General features: G+C 68.8%; 3 protein-coding genes. All 3 read left to right on the forward strand.

Annotated features, from left to right (window positions below; translation table 11 throughout):
• The first annotated feature begins 50 nt into the window (after nucleotides 1-50).
• Genes RUU78_RS00005 through RUU78_RS00020 form a run of 3 tightly spaced genes read left to right on the forward strand, consistent with a single transcriptional unit; the run spans nucleotide 51 to nucleotide 21,632 of the window.
• Nucleotides 51-7,922, forward strand: a complete 7,872-nt coding sequence (locus RUU78_RS00005) for an SDR family NAD(P)-dependent oxidoreductase (RefSeq protein WP_313912526.1) — start codon at nucleotides 51-53, stop codon at nucleotides 7,920-7,922.
• Between the two features lie 58 nt (nucleotides 7,923-7,980).
• Nucleotides 7,981-17,031, forward strand: coding sequence for an SDR family NAD(P)-dependent oxidoreductase (locus tag RUU78_RS00010; RefSeq protein ID WP_343232290.1), 9,051 nt, complete (start codon nucleotides 7,981-7,983; stop codon nucleotides 17,029-17,031).
• 8 nt (nucleotides 17,032-17,039) lie between these two features.
• Nucleotides 17,040-21,632 carry a non-ribosomal peptide synthetase gene (locus RUU78_RS00020; RefSeq protein WP_313912527.1) on the forward strand — a complete coding sequence of 1,531 codons (4,593 nt, stop codon included), beginning with the start codon at nucleotides 17,040-17,042 and terminating at the stop codon, nucleotides 21,630-21,632.
• Nucleotides 21,633-21,807: the final 175 nt, after the last annotated feature.

The raw sequence follows: 21,807 nt of genomic DNA on the forward strand, positions 1-21,807 counted from the left end.
AACTCGCCTCGCGCCTGCAGACCTGGCTCACTCATGGCAAGGCGCCGCAGGTGTACCTGTCCAAAGGTACCGAACCCGAGGGCGGCGACCAGGCGGCGTTGCGCCGATTCGGCGATCAATGGCTGCAGGAGTGCGCGGCGGGACTCGCGCCCGACGACTACCTCGATCGTCTTAGCGCGATCGCGGACCTGCACGTGCAGGGCTACAACCTCGACTACGCGGCGCTGTTCGCCGGTCAGTCGCCGGCGCGGCTGTCGCTGCCGACCTATCCGTTCGCGACCACTCGGTACTGGGTCGAGGCAACGGACGCAGCGCCGGTCGCCGGTGCGCGCGCAGCGTTGCATCCGCTGCTGCACGAGAACACCGGCGATCTGCACGAGCTGCGCTACAGCAGCTCGTTCGACGGTACGGCGCCGTTCGTGGAGCATGGCGAGCTGTCGGCGACCGCGTTGCTGGAAATGGCGCGTGCTGCGCTGGAGCTCGGAGCCGGATGGCGTGTGGACGAAACCACGACGCTGTCGCTCGCCGACGTAGCCTGGGGCGCGCCGGTGACGGTAGTGCCGTGGCCGCAGCGCGTGCACATCGGACTGTACGCGCAGACCGATGACGCGGTGGAGTTCGAAATCTTCACCGAATCCGACGACGGCGAACGCATCGTGCATGCGCAAGGACGCGGCGAGCGCCGGCTGCGGTCGGCAGCTACGTGGGCGCACGGCGATGCCGAGCGCCTGACCCTCCATGCCGAGGAAACGCAATACGGCGCCGAGGGTGCCTGCGCGCTGCATCCGGTCTTGCTGCAGCAGGTCGTGACGGCGGCCCGGCAACGCGCGGTCGAGCCGCTGGTACTGCAAGGCATCGCACGCCTTGATGTGCTGTCGCCGATGAGTGCGCAGGGACATGCGCTGCTCCACGAACGGCCGGCTGGCGCCGACGGTTCACGGCACTTCGATATCGCGTTGCGGGACGAACACGACCGCGTGTGCGTCGTCCTGAGCGACGTCGTTCTCGCGCCGGCGCGCGTCGCGCCCGTCGCGACGGTTGCCGCTTCCGTCTCGCGTGCGGACGAACCCGCCGCCGCCGTCGAACTGATGGTGTTTCGCGAACGGTGGGTGCCGACCGAGGGCAATGCGGTCGCCACGCAGGTTCCGAAGTGCATCGTGCTCATTGCCGCCGATGAGGCCTTCGCCGACACCGCCTCCGTCGCGTTCGGTGACGTCGAACTGATCGTCGTCGTTGCTGGCGATCACTACGTGCGGCGCGACACTCACCGCTACGCGGCGCGATGCGACGACAGCGAAAGCGTGCGACAGGCGCTGGCCGCGATCGGCGAGGCGCACGGCGCCGTCGACGCCCTCGTCTACGCCGCCACGCTGCGCGCCGCGGCCGACGGACGGCAGTGGCGCGGTGTGCTCGGTGTCGTCCAGGGGCTCGCGGCGTCGCGGCTCGAGGTCGGCCGCGTGCTGTTCTGCGCGTGCTACGAGGAGGCCCACGCGCGCAGTCACGCGGAATCATGGATCGGCATGGAACGCTCGCTGCGGGTGATCATGCCGCGCCTGCCGACCGCGATCGTGCTGCATCAGGGGGCGTTGCAGGACGCGGAGGACGTGCGCGTCTGGACACGTCGTCTGCGGCACGAGCTGAGCCTGCCGGCCGCGTGCAACGTGCGCTACGCAGAATTCGACCGCTACGAATTGCGCGTACGCGAACACGACTTGCCCGCCGCCGACGCCCCGGACCGCAGCGACGCGCTGCGCGACGGCGGCGTGTACTGGATCACCGGCGGTCTCGGCGGTCTCGGCGCGCTGTTCGCGCGCCATCTGCTGGCGCGCTACGGCGCCAAGGTGGTGCTGAGCGGGCGCAGGCCGGATGCGGCGCGCGAAGCTGAAATCGCCGACGGCACGACGCGCGGCGAGCTGATGTACGTGGCCGCCGACGTGGCCGACGCGGCGGCAATGCGCGCCGGCGTGGCCTCGGCCGTGGCGCGTTTCGGTCGGATCGACGGCGTCATCCACGCTGCGGGCCTGATCGAGGGAGGAACCCTTTTCGAGCGCTCGCCCGAGGCGTTCGCGCGCGTCCTTGCGCCGAAGGTGCATGGCACGCAGGTACTGGACGACGTCTTTGCCGACCAGCCGCTGCGGTTCATCTGCTACTTCAGTTCGAGTTCCGGCGTGCTCGGCGATTTCGGCAGCGCCGACTACGCCATGGCCAATCGCTTCGAGATGGCCTACGCCGACAACGTGCAGAGCCGGTTCAGGCGCGTCGCGATCGCCTGGCCGGTATGGGCCGACAGCGGCATGGGCACGGGCGACGCTGCGAATACGCAGCTATACCTGCAGACCAGCGGTCAGCAGGCGCTGACGGCGGCTGACGGCATCGCGACGTTCGAGCGTCTGCTCGGCGAAGCCGACGGGCACTATCTCGTGATGAACGGCCGACGTGACCGTATCGAACAGGCGCTGGGCCTGCGCGAGCCGGCCCCCGTTGCTCCGGAGATCGCGGTGCCGGCGCGGGGCACCGCGCGACGCCGGCCGGAACTGCGCGGCTTCCCGATCGAGCAGTGCGTGCAGTGGGATCTCAAGCAGCAGATTGGCGATCTGCTGAAACTGAGCCGCGACCAGATCCAGGCGCAGGACAATCTCGCCGACTACGGATTTGATTCGATCACGCTGGCGCAGTGGGCCACGCGCATCTCGGCGCACTACGCGATCGAGGTCACGCCGGCGATCTTCTTCAGTCATTCGAGCCTGGAAAAGGTCTCGGCGTATCTGCTGGCCGGTCATCGCGAGCGGCTGGAGCAGTGCTACGGCGGTCCTGACGCCGTCGTCGAACCGGCGCCGCCGCCGGCGGCCATCGCGACGCGTCGTGCGGTGCGTTCGAGTCGCGGCGCCGCATCGCCGGCGCGCAGTGGCGCAGCGTCCGCGCACGAGCCGATCGCGATCATCGGCATGAGCGGCCGCTTCCCCGAAGCGCGAACCGTCGATGAAATGTGGAAGATTCTCGCGGAAGGACGTTCGGCGGTGACGGAGGTCGCGCTCGAGCGGTTCGACTGGCGCGAAGATTTCGCGAGCGGCCTGCTCAAGAGCAAATGGCTCGCGGCCATGCCCGGTGTGGATGAGTTCGATCCACTGTTTTTCGAGATCTCGCCGCGCGAAGCGCAGGTCACCGATCCGCGCCAGCGGCTGCTGTTGCAGGAGGCGTGGAACGCGCTCGAAGACGCCGCGTACGGCGAGGCCCAGCTACAGCGCCACACGGTGGGCGTGTTCGTCGGCGTGGAGCAGGGCGAATACCAGCTCATGGTGGGCGGGCAGGGCTCCCTGACCGGGACGCACGAGGCGATCCTCGCCTCTCGCCTGTCGTATTTCCTGAACCTGCGCGGCCCGGCGATGGCGATCAACACCTCATGCTCGTCGGGCATGGTGGCGGCGCACCAGGCTTGCCTGAGCCTGCGCGCCGGTGAGTGCGATACCGCCATCGCGGCGGCGGCGAGCGTCTCGCTGATGGCGCAGACGTACGCAAGCATGAGTCAGGCGGGAATGCTCTCGCCGGACGGCTGCTGCTATGCGTTCGATCGTCGCGCCAACGGTATGGTGCCGGGCGAAGCAGTCGTGGCAATCGTGCTCAAGCGGCTGTCGCAGGCGGAAGCCGACGGCGATCCTGTCCATGCGGTGATCCGCGCCAGCGGCATCAACTACGACGGCAAGACCAACGGCATCACGGCGCCGAACGGCGCTTCGCAGGCGCGGCTGATCCAGTCGGTTTTCGAGCAGGCGCGGGTGCGGCCGGATGACGTCGACCTCATGGTGACGCACGGCACCGGCACGCGCCTGGGTGATCCGGTGGAGATCAATGCGCTGCGCGAGGTCTTCGGCGTGCGCAAGGGACCCGATGCGCATTGCGCCATCGTCTCGACGAAGTGCAATTTCGGCCACGCGTTCGCGGCTTCGGGCTTGCTCAGCCTGGTCGGTGCGGTGCTGGCGTTGCGGCACGAGACGATTCCGGGCAGCCTGAACTGCGAACAGCCGAGCGACTACATCGACTGGCAGGACAGTGCGCTCTGGGTCGGTCGGGACAGCCGGCCGTGGCCACGCAGCGCAGCGCGGGCGCGAACCGTCGGCGTGAGCGCGTTCGGCATGAGCGGAACGAACGCACATCTGCTGCTGCAGGACCATGGCGTGCGCGAGACGCCGATACACGCATTGCAGGCCGTGCCGCTGGTGCTGTCGGCCAAGAGCGCGGAGGCGCTGCAGCGAAAGATCGCGGACCTGATCGACGTGTTGTTGCGGCGCGAGTGGAACGCCGAGGCGCTGACGGCGATGAGTCACACGCTGTTGTGCGGACGGCAGCACTTCGCGCATCGCTGCGCGGTGGTCGTGGAAGGCAGCGACAACGCGCTGCATCTGCTGCGGCAGTTGCAGACCGGCGAGCGCCTGCCGAACCTGTTCCGAGGCGTGGTGCCGCGCGAATTTGTCGGGCAGGCGGCGCTGACGGAGTACGCGCATAGCCTGTTCCAGCGGCTCGACGGCGCGGGACTGGACGCGCTGCGTCGGCAGGAAGCGCTTTATGCGCTGACGGATCTGTACTGCCAGGGTTACGCATTGCCGTGGGTGCAGATGTTCGGTCCGCTGCCGCCGCGCCGTATTGCTCTGCCGACGTATCCGTTTGAGCGCGAGCGTTACTGGATTGGTTTGCGCGAGGCGGGTCTGGAGCCTGCCGCGGAGCAGACAGCCGCAGCGGTGGTGCGCGAGAGCGTGCTCGTGAAGGGCTGGCAGGAGGCCGCGCTGTCGGCTACGGCGGTGGTCGGCAGCGTGCTGATCGTGTCGGACGCCAGCACGCAGGATGTGGCGCAGGCGTTGTCGGCGGGATGGGCGCAGACGCGGATCGTACGCAGCGACGAGGACGGCTGGCGTGGTGCGTCGGACTGGAGCGAGTGGGACGCGCTGGTGGACGTGACCGGTTGCGGCGCCGCATCGCACGAGCGTCTGGCATGGGTGGAGATCGTGCAGGCGTGGGTGCAGGCGCGCGCGTCGCAGGGCGGCCGTGCGCTGTGCGTGACCCGCGGTGAGGCGGGTGCGCTGCAGGCCGGCCTGTACGGGATGCTGCAGAGCGAGTACGGCCGGATCCGGGCGCGTCACGTGGACCTGGAAGCGGGTGACGGCGAGGTATGGGTAGCGCAGGTCGTGCAGGAGCTGGGCGCGGAGGACGACGCGGTCGAGGTGCGGTACCGGGACGGTCGGCGCTACTGCGCGCAATTGGAAGAAGTGGAATTGGAGGCGTCGGCGGAACTGGACTGGGCGCCGGAAGGCGTGCTGTGGATCACCGGTGGGACGCGGGGCCTCGGTCTGGCGTGTGCGCGGCATTTCGTGCGGCGGCATGGGGTGAAGCGGCTGGTGCTGACGGGCCGCGAGGCGTTGCCCGAGCGGTCGCAGTGGCAGGCGCGGGCGGTGCAGGGGGACGCGACGGGGCAGAAGCTGCGCGCGTTGCTGGCACTGCAGGCCGAGGGCGTGAGGGTCGAGGTGAGCGCAGTGGACCTGTGCGATGCGGCGGCGCTGGCGCAGGAGATGGACCGCGTGCGGGATCTGGGGCCGATCCACGGCGTACTGCATTGTGCCGGTCTGGCCGATGCGCAGACGCCGGCGTTCGTGCGCAAGACGGTAGACGGCATGACGGCCGTGCTCGCGCCGAAGGTCTCGGGTCTGGAAACGCTGCTGGCCGGATTGCGTGACGCGCCGCTGCGCTTCTGTGTGCTGTTCTCGTCGATTTCGGCGGTGGTACCGGACCTGGCGACGGGCCAGGCCGACTACGCGATGGCGAACGCGTACATGGACCACGTGGCGCGGCGCGAGCAGGCCGGTGGTCTGCCGGTCGTGAGCGTGCAGTGGGGCAGCTGGAACGAAAGCGGGATGGGCGAGGTGAAGAGCCGCGTGTATCGCGAACTGGGCCTGTTGAGCCACAGCGACGCACAGGGCATGGACTGGCTCGACCGGATCGTGTCCACGCAGCGGCGCGGTGTGCTGGCGCCGCTGCAGGTGGACGGTTCGCGTTTTGCGGCGTCGCGGCTGCTGCGGCGGCGCGGCCCGCCGGTGGCGCGTGCGAACGCACTGGCCGCGGCGCCGGCCGCCGTGTCGATGCCGTCGGGCGCGGGGCTTTTGGCGCAGGTGGAGGGCTGGCTGCGCGAGGTGTTTGCGCAGCAGCTGCAGATGCCGCTGGAGAAAGTGGACATACAGACGCCGCTGCCGGACTACGGGGTGGACTCCGTGCTGCTGATGCAGGTGCTCGTGCCGATCGGCGCGCAGGTGAACGATGCGCTGGATCCGTCGATGCTGTACGAGCACCAGACGATCAGCGCGTTCGCGCGCTGGCTGATGGCGAAGTACGAGACCGTGCTGCGGGCGAACCTGTCGACCGGCGAGCCGGCCGCGCCGCCGCTGGTGGAGCTTGCGCCGATCACGCCAGTGATGACGGCGTCGGAGCGGGCCTGTGCCGTGCCGCCGCCGGCGGCGGACGAGGCGCTGGCGATCGTGGGTCTGTCGTGCCGGTTTGCCGGTGCCAACGACGTGGCGGGGTACTGGGAACTGCTGGCGCAGGGCCGCAGCGCGATCGCGCCGGTGCCGTCGTCGCGCTGGGGCGAGACGGGCGCGGACGACTGGGCGGCGCTGCTGGAGGATGTGAACCACTTCGATCCGGAATACTTCCTTGTGGCACTGGCCGACGCGCGGGCGATGGATCGTCAGGCGCTGCTGGTTCTGGAAGAAAGCCTCAAGGCGTGGCACCACGCGGGCTACACGGCGGCAGAGCTCAAGGGCACGCGCAGCGGCGTCTTCCTGGGGGCGCGCGGTCAGTACCACGCGGACCCGGTGAGTCTGCGCGATGCGGTCAATCCGATCCTGGCGCTGGGACAGAACTACCTGGCGTCGAACGTGTCGCAGTTCTTCGACCTGCGCGGGCCGAGCCTCGTGGTGGACACGGCGTGTTCGTCGGCTCTGGTCGCGTTGAATATGGCAATGCAGGGTCTGCGTGGCGGCGAGATCGATGCGGCGCTGGTGGGCGGCGTGAGCCTGTTGAACGGGCCGGGTGCGCTGCGGATGTTCGAGCAGCGCGGCATCCTGCAGCGCGGTGAGTTCCATATTTTCGATCGCCGGGCGCAGGGGGCGATTCTGGGCGAAGGGGTAGGGATGGTAGTGCTCAAGCGCCACGCGCAGGCGGTGGCCGACGGCGACCAGATCTACGCGCTGGTGCGGGCGGCGGCGGTGAACAACGACGGCCGCACGGCGGGTCCTACGGCACCGAATGTGCACGCGCAGAAGGACGTGATGCGGCGGGCGCTGGATCGCAGCGGCTGGCGCGCCGCGGACATCAGCCACATCGACGTGAACGGTTCGGGTTCCGAGATTACGGACCTGCTGGAACTGCGCGCGATCGAGGCGGTGTATCGCCCGGACCGGGCGCAGCCGTGCGAGCTGGGGTCGATGAAGCCGAACATCGGCCATCCGCTGTGCGCGGAAGGTATCGCGAGCCTGATCAAAGTCGTCCTGATGCTGCATCACGGCCAGCGCGTACCGTTCCTGTCGGCGCGAGAGCCGATGGCGCACTACGACCTGGACGCATCGCCGTTCCGCTTCTCGCGCCAGCTGCGGCCGTGGGGCGAGGCACCCCGGGTGGCGGCGATCAACTCGTTCGCGGACGGTGGCACGAATGCCCATGTGATCGTGGAAGGCGGCGTTGCGCACGCGGATGCCTGGCGACAACCGCTGCCGGTACCGGCGCTGCACCGGATCGACGTCAGCGCGGCCGGCACGCCAGCCTCCGCTGCGCCGTCAGTGTCGGTGGCACCGTCGCCGGAACCGCAGGCGGCCTGGGCGGAGGCGGATGCCACCGATCCCTGGGGCGAGGGCGACCTGGTGACGGAAGGAGCCTGGGAGTGAATCACACGGCACGCATGCAACGCCGAAGGTCGGGCATCGCAATGGGGACGCTCCAGTCATGAGCAAGAAATTCGTTCTTCGCAATTCCAATCCGCTCGTGTCGGTGCACCGGGTGCACGGGCTGAAGATCCTGCCCGGACTCGCCTACATCGACATGATCTACCAGTACTTCCGCCGCGAGGGCCACGACTTCGCCGGGCTGGAACTGCGTAGGTTGGCCATCCATCAGCCGATGGTGCTGCCGGGTACCGAAGACATCCTCGTGGACATGCAGGTGCTCGACGTGCGGCCGGGCGTCTGGCAGGTGCTGATCTACGGCACGCGGCAGCAGGACGGCCGCGCGGTCGCCGACAAGGCACGCTACGCCGTCGGCGAGATGCACCGTGCGGCGGCGTCGTTCGATCCCGAGGACGACCAGTCCGTCGCACCGTTACGCCAGCAGGCCATGGCCACGGAGGCGATCTACTCGTCGTTCCGCGAGCGTGGTCTCGCGCATGACGGCTTCATGCAGGTGCGCGGACAAGCGTACTCGTCGACGACGCACGCGTTCGCCGACGTCTCGCTCGGCGACGAGGCCAGCGCCGACCGCGCGAAGTACATGTTCCACCCTGCGCTGCTGGACGGTGGCGTGACGTGTGTCGCGGGTGCGCTGCCGGGCCTCGGCTCGGCCGACGAATCGTTGCCGTCGTCATCGTCGATGCCGGCGGGACTCTACCTGCCGCTGTCCTACGACAGCTTCCGTGCCGTCGCGCTGGTTCGCGACCGCTGCACGACGCGTATCCGCCACGACACGGTGCGGCAGCGCAAGGAGCTGTTCATCGTCACGGTCGATTTTCTCGACGCCGACGGCCGCAAGGTGGCCGAACTGCGTGACCTCGCGCTGAAGAAACTGCGCACAGCTGACGCGATTGGCGACTCGACGACACTCGCGGGTACGAGGGATGCCCCTCGCGCGCCCGCCGCGGAAGCGTCGGCCGTCGAACCGGCGCGGCCGGCGGCGGATACGCGCGGCTTCGTGCGCGACTTCATCGCACGGGTGATCGCGCCCCGCATCAATGTGCCGGCCGACAAAATCGATGCGGACGTCGGTTACTACGAGATGGGGCTCGACTCCACCGGCCTGCTGGAGCTGGTACAGCTGCTCGAGAGCCAGCTCGGCATCTCGCTGCCGCCGACCTTGCTGTTCGAATACACCACGATCACCGAACTCACCGATCACCTGCTGGAGAACCACGCCGAGCAGCTCGTGCGCATCGCCAGCGGCGCTGACGTGGCGCCGCGGACCGGAACGCCGGCGCGCGCATCCGCCGAAGCCGTACCGGCCGCTACGCCGGCCGCTACGCCGGCTGCATCTGCCGCACCGGCCGCGGAGCCCGTCGCACTCGACCACGTCGAGCTGCGCAGGCAGGAGATTGCAGTCATCGGCATGGCCGGCCGCTTCGCCCAGGCGGTCAACATCGGGGAACTCTGGAACAATCTGAAGCAAGGAAAAGACTGCATCGTCGAGATCCCGCCCGAGCGCTGGGACTGGCACGTGTTCGACGGCATCATGGCGTCGAGCACCAACGTTTCGCGCTGGGGCGGGTTCGTCGCCGATGCGGACTGTTTCGATGCGCGCTTCTTCCGCGTCACGCCGCGCGATGCGGAGAACATCGATCCGCAGGAACGCCTGTTCCTCGAAGTGGCCTGGGAAGCGATCGAGGACGCCGGCTACACGCCGAAGACCCTGATGCAGCCGCGAGGTGCGAGCAAGCGGCGCGACGTCGGCGTGTTCGCCGGGCTGATGCATCGCGACTACCTCGTCTTCCAGTCGCAGCGGCTGGCGGCCGGGCAGATGCAGCCGGTGCTGATGTCGAGCGCCACGATCGCCAACCGCGTTTCGTATTTCTGCAATTTCCACGGGCCCAGCCTCGTGGTCGACACGCAGTGCTCGTCGTCGCTGACGGCCATCCACATGGCCGTGGAGAGCGTCCGGCACGGTGAGTGCGAGGTCGCGCTCGCCGGTGGCGTCAACCTGTCGCTGCACCCGGGCAAATACCTCACGTATGCATTGCTCGGCCTGCATTCGAGCGACGGCCGCTGCCGCACGTTCGGCGCCGGCGGCGACGGCTATGTCGCGGCGGAAGGCGTCGGCACGGTCGTGCTCAAGCCGCTGGCGCGTGCGATCGCCGATGAAGATCACATCTACGCCGTGATCAAGGCGAGCATGGCCAATCATGTCGGCACCGTCAGCGGCATATCCGTGCCGAGCTCCGTCGCGCAGGCCGACCTGATCGTGCGCTGCCTCGCCAGTGCGGACGTCGACCCGGCGAGCATCAGCTACGTCGAGGCCCACGGCACCGGCACCTCGCTCGGTGACCCGATCGAGATCGAAGGACTCAGCAAGGCGTTCCGCGGCAGGAAGGAAACCGGCAACGATTGCGCGATCGGTTCGATCAAGTCGAACATCGGGCACGCCGAAGGCGCCGCCGGCGTTTCGGGCCTGATCAAGCTCGCTCTGCAGCTGCACCACGCCACGCTGGTGCCTTCGCTGCACGGCGACGTGCCGAACCCGCACATCGACTGGGCGCGCACGCCGTTCCGGGTGCAGCGGCGCCTGGAGCCCTGGCAGCGGCCGCGGCTGACCATTGATGGCCAGGAACACGTGTATCCCCGGCGCGGCGCGGTGAGCTCGTTCGGTGCCAGCGGCGCGAACGTGCACATCGTGATGGAAGAATTCGTGCCGCAGGGTACTGCGGCCGGTGCCGATGCCTACGCGCATTTCCCCGCCGTCGTGCCGCTGTCGGCGCAGTCCCCCGAACAGTTGAAGGCGTATGTCCGGCGCCTGCTGCAGCGCCTGCTCGAGCCCGGCCACGATGCCGGCGGCGACGTGCACCGCGTCGCGCGCACGCTGCAGGTCGGCCGCGTGGAGTTCGCCGAGCGTGCCGCGTTCGTCGCGCACGACATCGGCGACCTGTGTCGCCTGCTCGAGCTGTACCTGCGCGACGAGGCAGCGCCCGGCCGCTGGTTCGGCGGTCATGGCAAGGGCGACGACGGCACGGCGTCGGAGGCCGATGCCCGCGCGTTCGTGCGCCGCTGTCTGACCGAGTCACGGCTCGACGCGTTGGCGGAACGCTGGGTCGCCGGCGCGGCCGTCGACTGGCACGCGTTGTATGACGGCGTCGCGCCGCGACGCCTGCCGCTGCCGACCTATCCGTTCGCCAGGGAACGCTACTGGATGGAGAGTGGCGACGGGCACAGCGCGGGGCACAGCGCCGCGCGCGCGCAGGCCCTGCACCCGCTGCTGCACGAAAACACCTCGAATCTGGATGAGCAGCGATTCAGTTCGCGCTTCGACGGCGAGGAGTTCTATCTGCGCGACCACGTGGTCGTCGATGCGCGCGTGCTGCCGGGTGTGGCCTATCTGGAAATGGCGCATGCGGCGCTGCTGCACGCCACGGTCGGCCCACAGCCGATGCGGTTCCGCCTGCGCAACATCGTCTGGGCGCAACCAGTAGTGGTGGCGGCGGAGCCGGTGACCTTGCACGTCGCGCTGCTGCGCAGCCCCACCGGCGACCTGGGTTGCGAGATCTACAGCGGCGAGAGCGGCGAGCGCGTCATCCACTTCCAGTGCGGTGCCTCGCCGCTGACGGAGAACGCCTCGCGCATCGACCTCGACGTCCTGCGCACGCAATGCCACGGCGACATCCCGGTCGACGACTGCTACCAGCTGCTCGGCATGGGCGGCCTGAACTACGGCAGTACGTTCCGCTCGATGCAGTGGATCGGCACCGGCCAGGACGCCGATGGCGCGCCGTTCGTGCTGACGCACCTCGACCTGCCCGAGATGCTGCGCGAGAGCGCGCAGGCATTCCACCTGCATCCGAGCCTGCTCGATGGCGCGCTGCAGTCGTCGATCGGCCTCTCGCTGGCCAAAGGCATGCAGGGTGGCGAGGTGGAATCGCGGCCGCATCTGCCGTACGCGGTGGAAACGCTGGACGTGTTCGCGCCGTGCCGCGGGGAGATTCATGCCTACGTGCGCCAGGCGAGCGGCAGCAGCGAGCGATTGCGCAAGTTCGACCTGATGCTGTGCGACGCGGCTGGCAACGTCTGCGTGGCGATCCGTGGCTTCAGCGTGCGCCTGCTCGACAGGCCGGCGGCGTCTCCCGGCCGCGTAGACGCGCCGGCAGCCGCCGGCTACGCGCCGCTGACGTTCAGCGAGGAGTGGCTGCCGCAGCCGCTGGCAGCCGGTGCCGCCGGCACCGGCGCCGTGATCTGCCTGCTCGCCGACGAGGCGCACCGCGAGACGCTGCAGGCTGTCGCGGCGGACAGCGCGCCGCACCGGCAGACCGTGTTCGTGACGCCTGCGCCTGCCGAAGGCGCGGAAGGCCTCGATGCAGCGAGCTATGCACTCGCGCTCAGCAGTGCGGCCGAGCAGTGCGGTGCGCTCGACGCCGTCGTGGCGCTGTGGCCGGTGGAACGGCCGGAGGCTATCCCTGACTATCGCGCGTTGCTCGCCTTTGTGCAGGGACTCGCCGGCGCCAATCTGCCGAAGCAGCGTGTCGTGCTCGCGGCGGTCTGCCGCACGCCGCTGGAACGTGTCTACGTCGACACCTGGACTGCGGTCGTCGCATCGCTGAAACGGCTGCTGCCGCACCAGCTGCAGATCATCGGCGTCGCGCCCGACGATGCGGCGCGCGACGATGCGGCGCTGGTACTGCGCGAAACATTCGCCAAGGTGCTGGCGGAACTCGACGACCCGCAGGGCGCCTGCGCGTTCTACGAAGGCGGCACGCGCCAGGTGCGCCGCATGGTTCCGACGACGCGCACCGCTCAGGGATCGCCGTTGCGCGAAGGCGCGACCTACCTCATCACCGGCGGGCTGGGTGCGATCGGCCAGCACGTTGCCGAACGCCTCGTACGTGGACATCGCGCGAACTTGCTGCTGCTCGGGCGTTCGGCACCGGATGCGGCGACGCAGGAAAAGATGCGCGCGCTGCAGGCGCACGGCAGCCGCGTGCGTCATCTGCGCGTGGACGTCGCCGACGCGGACGCCCTGTGCGCGGCGCTCGATGCGGAGCAGGCCGAATCGGGGCCGATCGCCGGCGTGTTCCACATTGCCGGCATCTCCGCGGAACGCAGCGTGTTCGAAACCTCGTATGCCGATTTCGAACGCGTGCTCGCGCCGAAAGTGGCCGGTACGCTGGCTCTCGAACAGGCGCTGGCTGCGCGTGCGCTCGATTTCGTCTGCTACTTCTCGTCGTCGTCGGCTGTGCTCGGCGATTTCGGCCCGTGCGCGTATGCGATCGCCAATCGCTTCCAGATGGCCTACGCGCGGCACGTGCCGCCACCGGCCAGCGGCCGCCGGCTCGCCATCAACTGGCCGTTGTGGAAGGACGGCGCGTTCGGTTTCGGCGATGCGGCGGCGACGGAGTTCTACCTGCAGTCGAGCGGCCAGCGTCTGTTGCAGACCGACGAGGCCCTCGATCTCCTCGAACGGCTCCTCGCTGAAGCGCCGCCGCAACAGCTCGTGCTGACCGGCGAGCCTGTGCCGCTCCATCGCCTGCTGGCGAATGCAGGCGTGAGCGTGGCCGAGCCGGCCGTGCGTGAGAATGCCCCAATACCCGTCGCGCCGATCGCCGCGCCGATGGACGCGAACGATCCGCTCGCACCACGCCTGCTGCGCCACTTGCGCGCATTGCTCGGCGCGTCGGTGAAGCTCCCGCTCGAGCGCGTTTCCGCCGAGACGAAGCTCGACGAATACGGCTTCGATTCGATGCTGGCGATGCAGATGACGAACGAGCTCGAGAAGTCGTTCGGCTCGCTGTCCAAGACCTTGTTCTTCGAGCATAGCGACCTGGCCTCGCTCAACCGTTACCTGTTGCAGGCGTATCGCCCGGCGGTGATGCGCCTGTTCGGCGTCGAGGCGACCGTGGTCGCCGATGCCCCGGAGGCGGCGCGGCTGGCAGCCGCGCCGCTGCGCCAGGCGCGTGCGCTGTCGGCTGTCGCGGCGCCGCCGCGGCCGCCCGTGGATGACATCGCCATCGTCGGCTTCAGCGGCCGTTTCCCGCACGCGAACGGGCTGGACGAGTTCTGGCAGCTGCTGCGCTCGGGGGCCGACTGCATCGAGGAAGTGCCGCGCCGACGCTGGAACTGCGACAGCGACTACGACCCGGGCAAGGGCACGTACGGCAAGAACTACTGCCGCTGGGGCAGCTTTCTCGACGGCGTGGAGGATTTCGATCCGCTGTTCTTCAACATCACGCCGGTCGAGGCGCAGTTCACCGATCCGCAGCAGCGCCTGTTCCTGGAAACGGTATGGAACCTGCTTGAAGGCACCGGTTACACGCGGGACGCGCTGCAGGACGACTACGCCGGCAACGTGGGCGTGTACGTCGGTTCGATGTACAGCGAATACGGCGCGCTGAGCAACGACGCCGGCGCGGCCACCTCACCGCAGGGCGGCATCGCCAACCGCGTGTCGTATTTCTTCGGCCTGCAGGGGCCGAGCCTTGCGGTCGACACGATGTGCTCGTCGGCGTTCGTCGCGATCCACATGGCCTGCGCCGACCTGCGCCAGCAGGTGTGCCAGATGGCGATCGCCGGCGGCGTGAATCTCTCTGTCCACCCGAAGAAGTACATTGCGCTGAGCCAGATGCAGATGCTGGCGAGCGATGCGCGCGGGCGCAGTTTCGGCGATGCGGACGGCTACCTGCCGGCCGAATGCGTCGGTGCGGTCCTGCTCAAGCCGCTGCAGCGGGCGATAGCGGACGGCGATACCATCCTCGGCGTCGTGAAGGGTTCCGCCCTCAATCACGGTGGGCGCGGCAACGGGTACTCGGTGCCCAATCCGGCCGCCCAGATCGAAGTCATGGAGGCCGCGCTGCGCAATGCGCAGTGCTCGCCTCAGTCGATCGGCTACGTGGAAGCGGCAGCGAACGGCTCGCCGCTGGGCGACGCGATCGAGATGACCGCGCTGCAGAAGGTGTTCGCCGCCGTGCCGCGGCAGGCGTGTCCGATCGGCGCGGTAAAGTCCAATATTGGACATGCGGAGGCCGCCTCCGGCATGGCGCAACTCGCCAAGGTGCTGTTGCAGATGCGGCACGGTGAGCTGGTGCCCACGATCCATACCGATCCGCCTAATCCGCGCATCGCGTTCGCGGAGTCGCCGTTCCGGCTGCAGACCGGGCTCAGTCCGTGGTCGAACGACGCGCCGCGTCGCGCGCTGATCAATTCGTTCGGCGCCGGCGGTTCGAACGCGAGTCTCGTGATCGAGGCCTACGCGGCGCCGGCGCTGCCGGAGCCCGCGCCGACGGCATTCGACGCGCGCCATATCGTCGTCGCGTCGGCGAAGAACCTCGACCGCCTGCGCGAACTCGTGCGCGAACTGGCGGCCCATGTTGCGGCGCACGCGTCCGTTTCGATCGCCGATCTGGCCTATACGCTGCAATGTGGACGCGAGGCCATGGCGAACCGCATCGCCCTGGTCGTGAGCCATCGCGAAGAGCTACTCGCCGGCTGGGACGCGTACCTGACGGGTAAGCCCAATGCGCGCTCGGCCAACGTGGTCACGTTCGTCGCCGGCCCCGCCGAGAGCGCGTCCATGAGTTCGTTCACCGGCGGCAGCGCCGGCCAGGCCTTGCTGGAAACCTTCATTCGCGAGCACGACCACGAGAAGCTCGCCATGTTCTGGGCCAACGGCGGCAAGGTGCCGTGGGCCTCGGTACGCGGCGCGCGCCGGCGCATCGTGCCGCTGCCCGGCTATCCGTTCGCCCGCCAGCGTTACTGGCTGGAGAGCGCGGCCGCGCCGTCGCTGCACCGTCACGTGGCGCCGCGTTCCGTGCCGGTAGTCGAGGTCGGCGGGCGCCGCGCGGTCCCTGTCGTTCATCCGCTGCTGCACGTCAACAGCTCCGATTTCAGCGAGTGCCGGTTCAGCACGACCTTCACCGGTGACGAGCCGTTCGCTGCATTCGACCGCGTGCGACAGGTGCGGCTGATCCCCGAGGCGGTCTACTTCGAGATGCTGCGTGCCGCGGTGGAGCGCATCACCGGCCGGCCGGACTGGACGCACGACGCCGAGACGATCCGATTCGCGCGGCCGCAATGGAACGGGCCGGTGGAAATCGCTGCAGGACCGGTGACCGTCCACATCGCACTGCGCGCCGCCGACGCGGATCGCATCGACTGCGAGATCTATTCGTTGACCGGACCCGCCGTGCGAGGCGAGGCATCGGCCGGAAATTCCGACAGGATCGTGTACTGCCGGGCAACTGCCGTACTGGGTGCGCAGCCTGGCGTACCGCCGCCGGCCGATCTGCCGCAGCTGCGCACAGGCTGCGCGAGCAGCCTGTCGACGGAGGACTGGTATGGCGCATTGGCCCGCATCGGCATGGACTACGGCGAGCAATACCGGCAGTCCGGCGTGATCCGCAGCGGCACCGGCGAAGGCAGTGCCGGCTACACCGTGGCGGATCTTCACGTGCAGGCCGAGGCGGGCGAGGGAGAGAACGCCTACGGCTTGCCGCCGGCGCTGCTCAACGTCGCCCTGCAGGCAGGGCTGCTGCAGCTCGCGAGCGTCGGCGGCCCGGGCGACGGCAAAGCCACGGTTCCCGCCGCGTTGACCTGCGATGAGATGCTGGTGCTGGCGCCGCTCGCGTCTTCCGCGACGATCCATGTGCATCGCGCGCAGGCCGCCGGGGCACGGCCCTCCGCGGTGGACATCCACATCTATGACGAAACCGGACTCCTGCTCGTCCGCATCGCCGGTCTGACGGAGGCGGGCGGCGAACCGCGCGCAGTGCTGACGGACGCAGGCGAGGCGGCTCGGGAAGCATCGGCGCCGCCCGTTGCCGCGCGCGATGCCATCGCGCCGCGCAACGAACTCGAAACCACGCTGCTCGCCATCTGGGAGGAAGCGCTCGGCTTCTCCGGCTTCGGCGTGTTCGACAGCTTCCTCGATCTCGGCGGCAATTCGCTGCGCGCGGCGCTCGTGGTCGCGCGTGTCAACGAGCACTACCAGGTAGCGATCGACGTGCCCGCGCTGCTGACGCCGGACTGCTCTGTCGCCCGCTTCAGCAGCCTGCTGGTGGCCGAACTGGCCCGGCAGGTCGGCACCGAAAGCATGAGTTGAGGTAATCCGTGTCCTCCAGTCACGACAATGTGTCCGAACTTTCCCCGCAGCAGCTACAGGCGCTTGCCGACCGGCTGCTGCGACAACGCAAGGTGGTACCGGCGGCGCCGGCGGCGCTCATTCCGGAAGGAACGCCGGCCGCGCTGAGTTATGCCCAGGAAGCGCTGTGGCTGGTGGAGCGGCTGGGTACCGGCGCGCGGGCGTACAACGAAACGTTCACGTTGCGGCTCGAGGGACAGCTGGACGTCACGGCGCTGGAGCGCAGCCTCAGTGGGGTGGTGGCGCGGCACAGTGCACTGCGCGCGCGCTTCGTCGTCAGCGAGGACGGCACTCCGCGTCAGGTGATAGTGCCGGCACACCCGGTGGCGCTGGAAATGCTCGAGCGGCCGGGGCTCGATGGTCCGGCTCTGCACGAGACGTTGCAGGGGCTTGCGGATCGGCCGTTCGATCTGGCGCAGCCGCCGCTGTATCGCGCCACGCTGGTGCGGATCACGGCGCAGGTCCACGTACTGTTGTGGAACGTGCATCACATCGTCTGGGACGAATGGTCGGTGCGACTGTTCCTGCTGGAGTTCGGCGCGCACTACGCGGCGTTCGTGCAGGGTCGGTCCGATCCCGGCCTGGCGCCCGTGGTGCTGCCGTATCCCGATTTCGCGGTGTGGCAACGCGAGACCATGACCCGGGAGTCGCTGGAGCAGCAGCGCGACTACTGGCAGCGCTGCCTGGCCGGGGCGCCGGAACTGCTGGCGCTGCCGGCCGACCGGGCGCGCCCGGCGCGGCGAACCTTTCTCGGCGGCAACCATGGCTTCGAGCTGCCGGCGCGGGTAGCCGAAGCGCTCGAAGCGGTGACCCGGGCGGCGGGTACGACGCTGTACATGACCTTGCTCGCGCTGTATCAGGCACTGCTGTCGAGGCTCAGCGGCTGTGCTGACATCGTCGTACGCTCGCCGACCTCGGGCCGCACCCACCCGCAGGTCGCCGGCCTGATCGGGCTGTTCGTCAACATGCTGCCGCTGCGCAACGAGGTACACGGCAGCGGGCCGTTTGCCGCGCATCTGGAGCGGGTGCGTCAAAGCACGCTGGACGCGCTGGGCAACCAGACCTTCCCGTACGAGTGGCTGGTCGCGGAACGGCTGCGCAAGCGCGATCTTTCCTACGAGCCGATCGCGCAGGTCGACTTCGTGCTGCGCGAAGAGCATGCGGCGAGTGGCGAGCTGCCGGGCCTGAAGGTGCGGCCGCTGGAGACGCAGCATGCCGGAGCGATCAATGATCTGACCTGGATCGTCCAGCCCGATGCGGGCAGGCTGAAATGTGAATTCGTATATTCGGTCGACCTGTTCGAGGCGCTGACGGTGGAAGAATTCGCCGGGCGTCTGAAGCGGCTGGCTGACGGCATCGTCGATGCGCCGGAGCGCGCTCTGGGCGAGTTCGACTTGCGTCTGCCTTATGACGAGGCGAGAGCGCGCCAGCGTTTCCCGCTGACGGCGGCGCAGCGGATCCGCTGGCGGCAGATAGCCGACGCGTCGGCGATGCCCGGCGTGGCCATGATCTGCGTAAGCGTCGACATGAATGAAGCGGTGGACGCGGCGCGACTGGCTCGGGCGGCTGCTGCGCTGGCAGCGCGAACCGACGCGCTGCGGCTGCGTTTCGAGACCGTCGCCCCAGGGCGCCTGTTGCAGCAGATTGCGGCCGACGTGCCGGTCGGTTTCTCGCAGGTCGACGTGTCGACTGCGGCGGACGTGGCGGCGGCGGCAACGGCGGCGATCGATGCGTTCGCGCACTGCGACGCAGGGGTGGAGGACGCGGCGGTGTTCGATGGCCTGCTGATCAAGCTCGGCAAGGCGCGTTTCCGGTTCTGCTGTCGCTACCATCCGCTCACGCTGGACCTGCCGCAGGCGGTGGCGCTGACGCGCGAGTGCCTCTCGGAATATGTGGCGGAGGCGCCGGCCGTTGCGCAGAGCGACACCCTGCGGCGCCATCTGCATGCCGAAGCGGAGTGGTGCTACGGCCCGCGGCCGCGCGCCACGCAGGATTTCTGGCGCAGTGCGCTCGCCGATTCGACGGCGGTGACGTTCGCGGTGAACGGAACCCGTTCGCGACAGTCCGCGCCGGTCCGCATCGGCACCGAACTGCCGGCGACGTTGACCGAAGCGCTGGGCAAGTACGCGCAGGCGGGCGGCTGGCGCGTCGGCGAGCTGATGTTCGCGCTGGTCGCGCTGTTCGTGCACCGGACCACCGGCATGCGTCGCACGCGGGTGGGATCGTCCGCGACCATCGCGGCGGTGCCCGCAGCCGCGACGGTGTCGCAGGTCGTCGTGCCGGTCGTCGTCGCGGTCGATCCGATGGCCGACGTGGCGGAGGGCGTGAGCGAGGTCCTCGCGCAGCGGCGACGGTGCCTCGACCAGGCACGCGAGTACGCGGCGCTCCAGCACCAACTGCTGGCCGACGGCGAAGCGGCGTTCCGCGTCGTGATCGACGCCCAGGAGTGGCCGCACGGCGAAGACGCAGGCCTGCAGGTGCATGCGGCCGAGCGGCACGACCTGACGATCCGCTACACGCTGGACGGGGCCGGACGCTGTGTCGGACTGTCGTTGTCCGCGCATCCGGGACTGTATGAGGCCTGGGAGCTGGAATCGGTACTCGCGACGTTGTCGAGCTTCCTGGGCAATGTGTGCATGGCGGTGCCGCTGTCGTTGCAGCACACGGCACTGATGGACGTGGACGAACGGGAGCAGTTGCTGGCCCGGGTCAGTGCGCCGCATCGCGTGGAAGTCGGTAGCGAGTGGGTGCACGAGCAGTTCGCGCGTCAGGCCAGCCTGACGCCGGATGCCGCTGCTGTCTGCCTCGGCGCGCAGGAGATCAGCTATGCGCAATTGAACGCGCGCAGCGATCACTTCGCGAGCTGGCTCGTGACGCAGGGCGTAGGCGCCGATGACGTGGTCGGGCTGTTCCTGGAACGCTCGATCGATCTGCTCGTGGCGGTCATGGGCACGCTCAAGGCCGGCGGTGCCTATCTGCCGATCGATACGGAATCGCCGGATGCGCGCATCGCCTATGTGCTGGGCAATTCACGTCCGAAGGTGCTGGTCACGACGGCGGCGGTCGTCCCTCGCCTGGCCCGGATCACGCCGGACACCGAGATCTGCGCCATCGATACGCAGGATCTTTCCGGTTGCGCCGTCGCGGCCGTGCCGCGCGTGGGCGGCGAGCATCTGGCCTATGTGATGTACACCTCCGGATCGACCGGCCAGCCCAAGGGAGTGGAAACCTCGCACGCGGCACTGCTCAATCGCCTCGCGTGGATGCAGGCGGAATACGCCATCGGCGCCGGCGACCGCGTGCTGCAGAAGACCCCGTACACTTTCGACGTCTCGGTCTGGGAGCTGATCTGGCCGCTGATGACCGGCGCCTGTCTCGTGCTGGCCAAGCCCGGCGGGCACCGCGATGCGGATTACCTGCACGCGCTCATCCGTCGCGAGAAGATCACCCTCACGCATTTCGTACCGTCGATGTTGGCGGCGTTCCTGACCCAGTCACCGACGCTGGACTGCCCCTCGTTGCGCCACGTGATGTGCAGCGGCGAGGCATTGCCCGCGGCGCTGGTACGACGCTTCTTCGCGGCCCACGTCAGCGCGCGGCTGCACAACCTGTACGGCCCGACCGAGGCCGCCATCGACGTCACGTATTTCGAGTGTCCCCGCGATGCGGAGCGGGACGGCGTGCCCATCGGCCGCGCGATCTGGAACACGCGCATGTACGTGCTCGACGACGATCTCCAGCCGGTTCCGCTCGGTTTCGTCGGCGAACTGTACATCGGCGGCGCGGGGCTGGCGCGCGGCTATCGCAACCGGGCCGACCTCACGGCGGACCGCTTCGTCGCCGATCCGTTCGCGGGCGCGGCGACGGCGCGCATGTATCGCACCGGCGACCTCGCGCGCTACCGCGCGGACGGCCTGCTCGACTACCTGGGTCGGCGCGACCAGCAAGTGAAGATACGCGGCGTGCGCATCGAACTCGGTGAAATCGAGGCGCTGCTCGCGCAGCATGCGGACGTCAAGGAAGCCGTGGTGAGACCGCTGGAGCGCGACGGCGACCTTCGCCTGGTCGGCTACGTGATTCCGCATGACGGGGCGGCTGCCTCGCCGGACGAACTGCGTACCCACCTCAAGCGGCATTTGCCCGAGGCTATGGTGCCGTCCGCCTTCGTGTCACTCTTGGCCTGGCCGCTCACGGCCAACGGCAAGCTCGATCACCGCAGTCTGCCGGCGCCGGACCTCGGCGCGCAGTCGGCGCACGCTTACGAGCCGCCCCGGAGCGAGACGGAGATCAGCCTCGCGGCCATCTGGTCGGAGCTGCTGAATGTCGAACGGGTCGGATGCCGGGACAACTTCTTCGATCTGGGCGGACATTCGCTGCTGGGCATACAGCTCATTGCCCGCGTGCGTGCGCAACTCGACATCTCGCTGCCGTTCGAAGCGCTGTTCGAGTGCCGCGACCTGGAGGCGCTCGCCCGACGCATCGAGACGATCCGCTGGTCGCGCGAGTCCGGCGATCCGGATGACGACGAAATGGGCGAATCGCGCGACCGTCTCGTGATCTAGGGAACCTATGAACAAGTTGACATTTTCTTTTGATTCCGGAACCCCCTTGAGTCGAGGGGTGAAGAGTGATCGCCCAGAACCGCAGGTTCTGATCACTCTGAACGCCCAACGGGCCGGGACGAAGAGTGATCGCCCAGAACCGCAGGTTCTGATCACTCTGAACGCCCAACGGGCC

The sequence above is a fragment of the Tahibacter sp. genome (assembly GCF_032229445.1).
GTDB lineage: Bacteria > Pseudomonadota > Gammaproteobacteria > Xanthomonadales > Rhodanobacteraceae > Tahibacter.

What these genes read in the sequence shown, in the direction of transcription:
- RUU78_RS00010 (WP_343232290.1), top strand. Translation starts at nt 7,981, where the DNA reads ATGAGCAAGAAATTCGTTCTTCGCAATTCCAATCCGCTCGTGTCGGTG.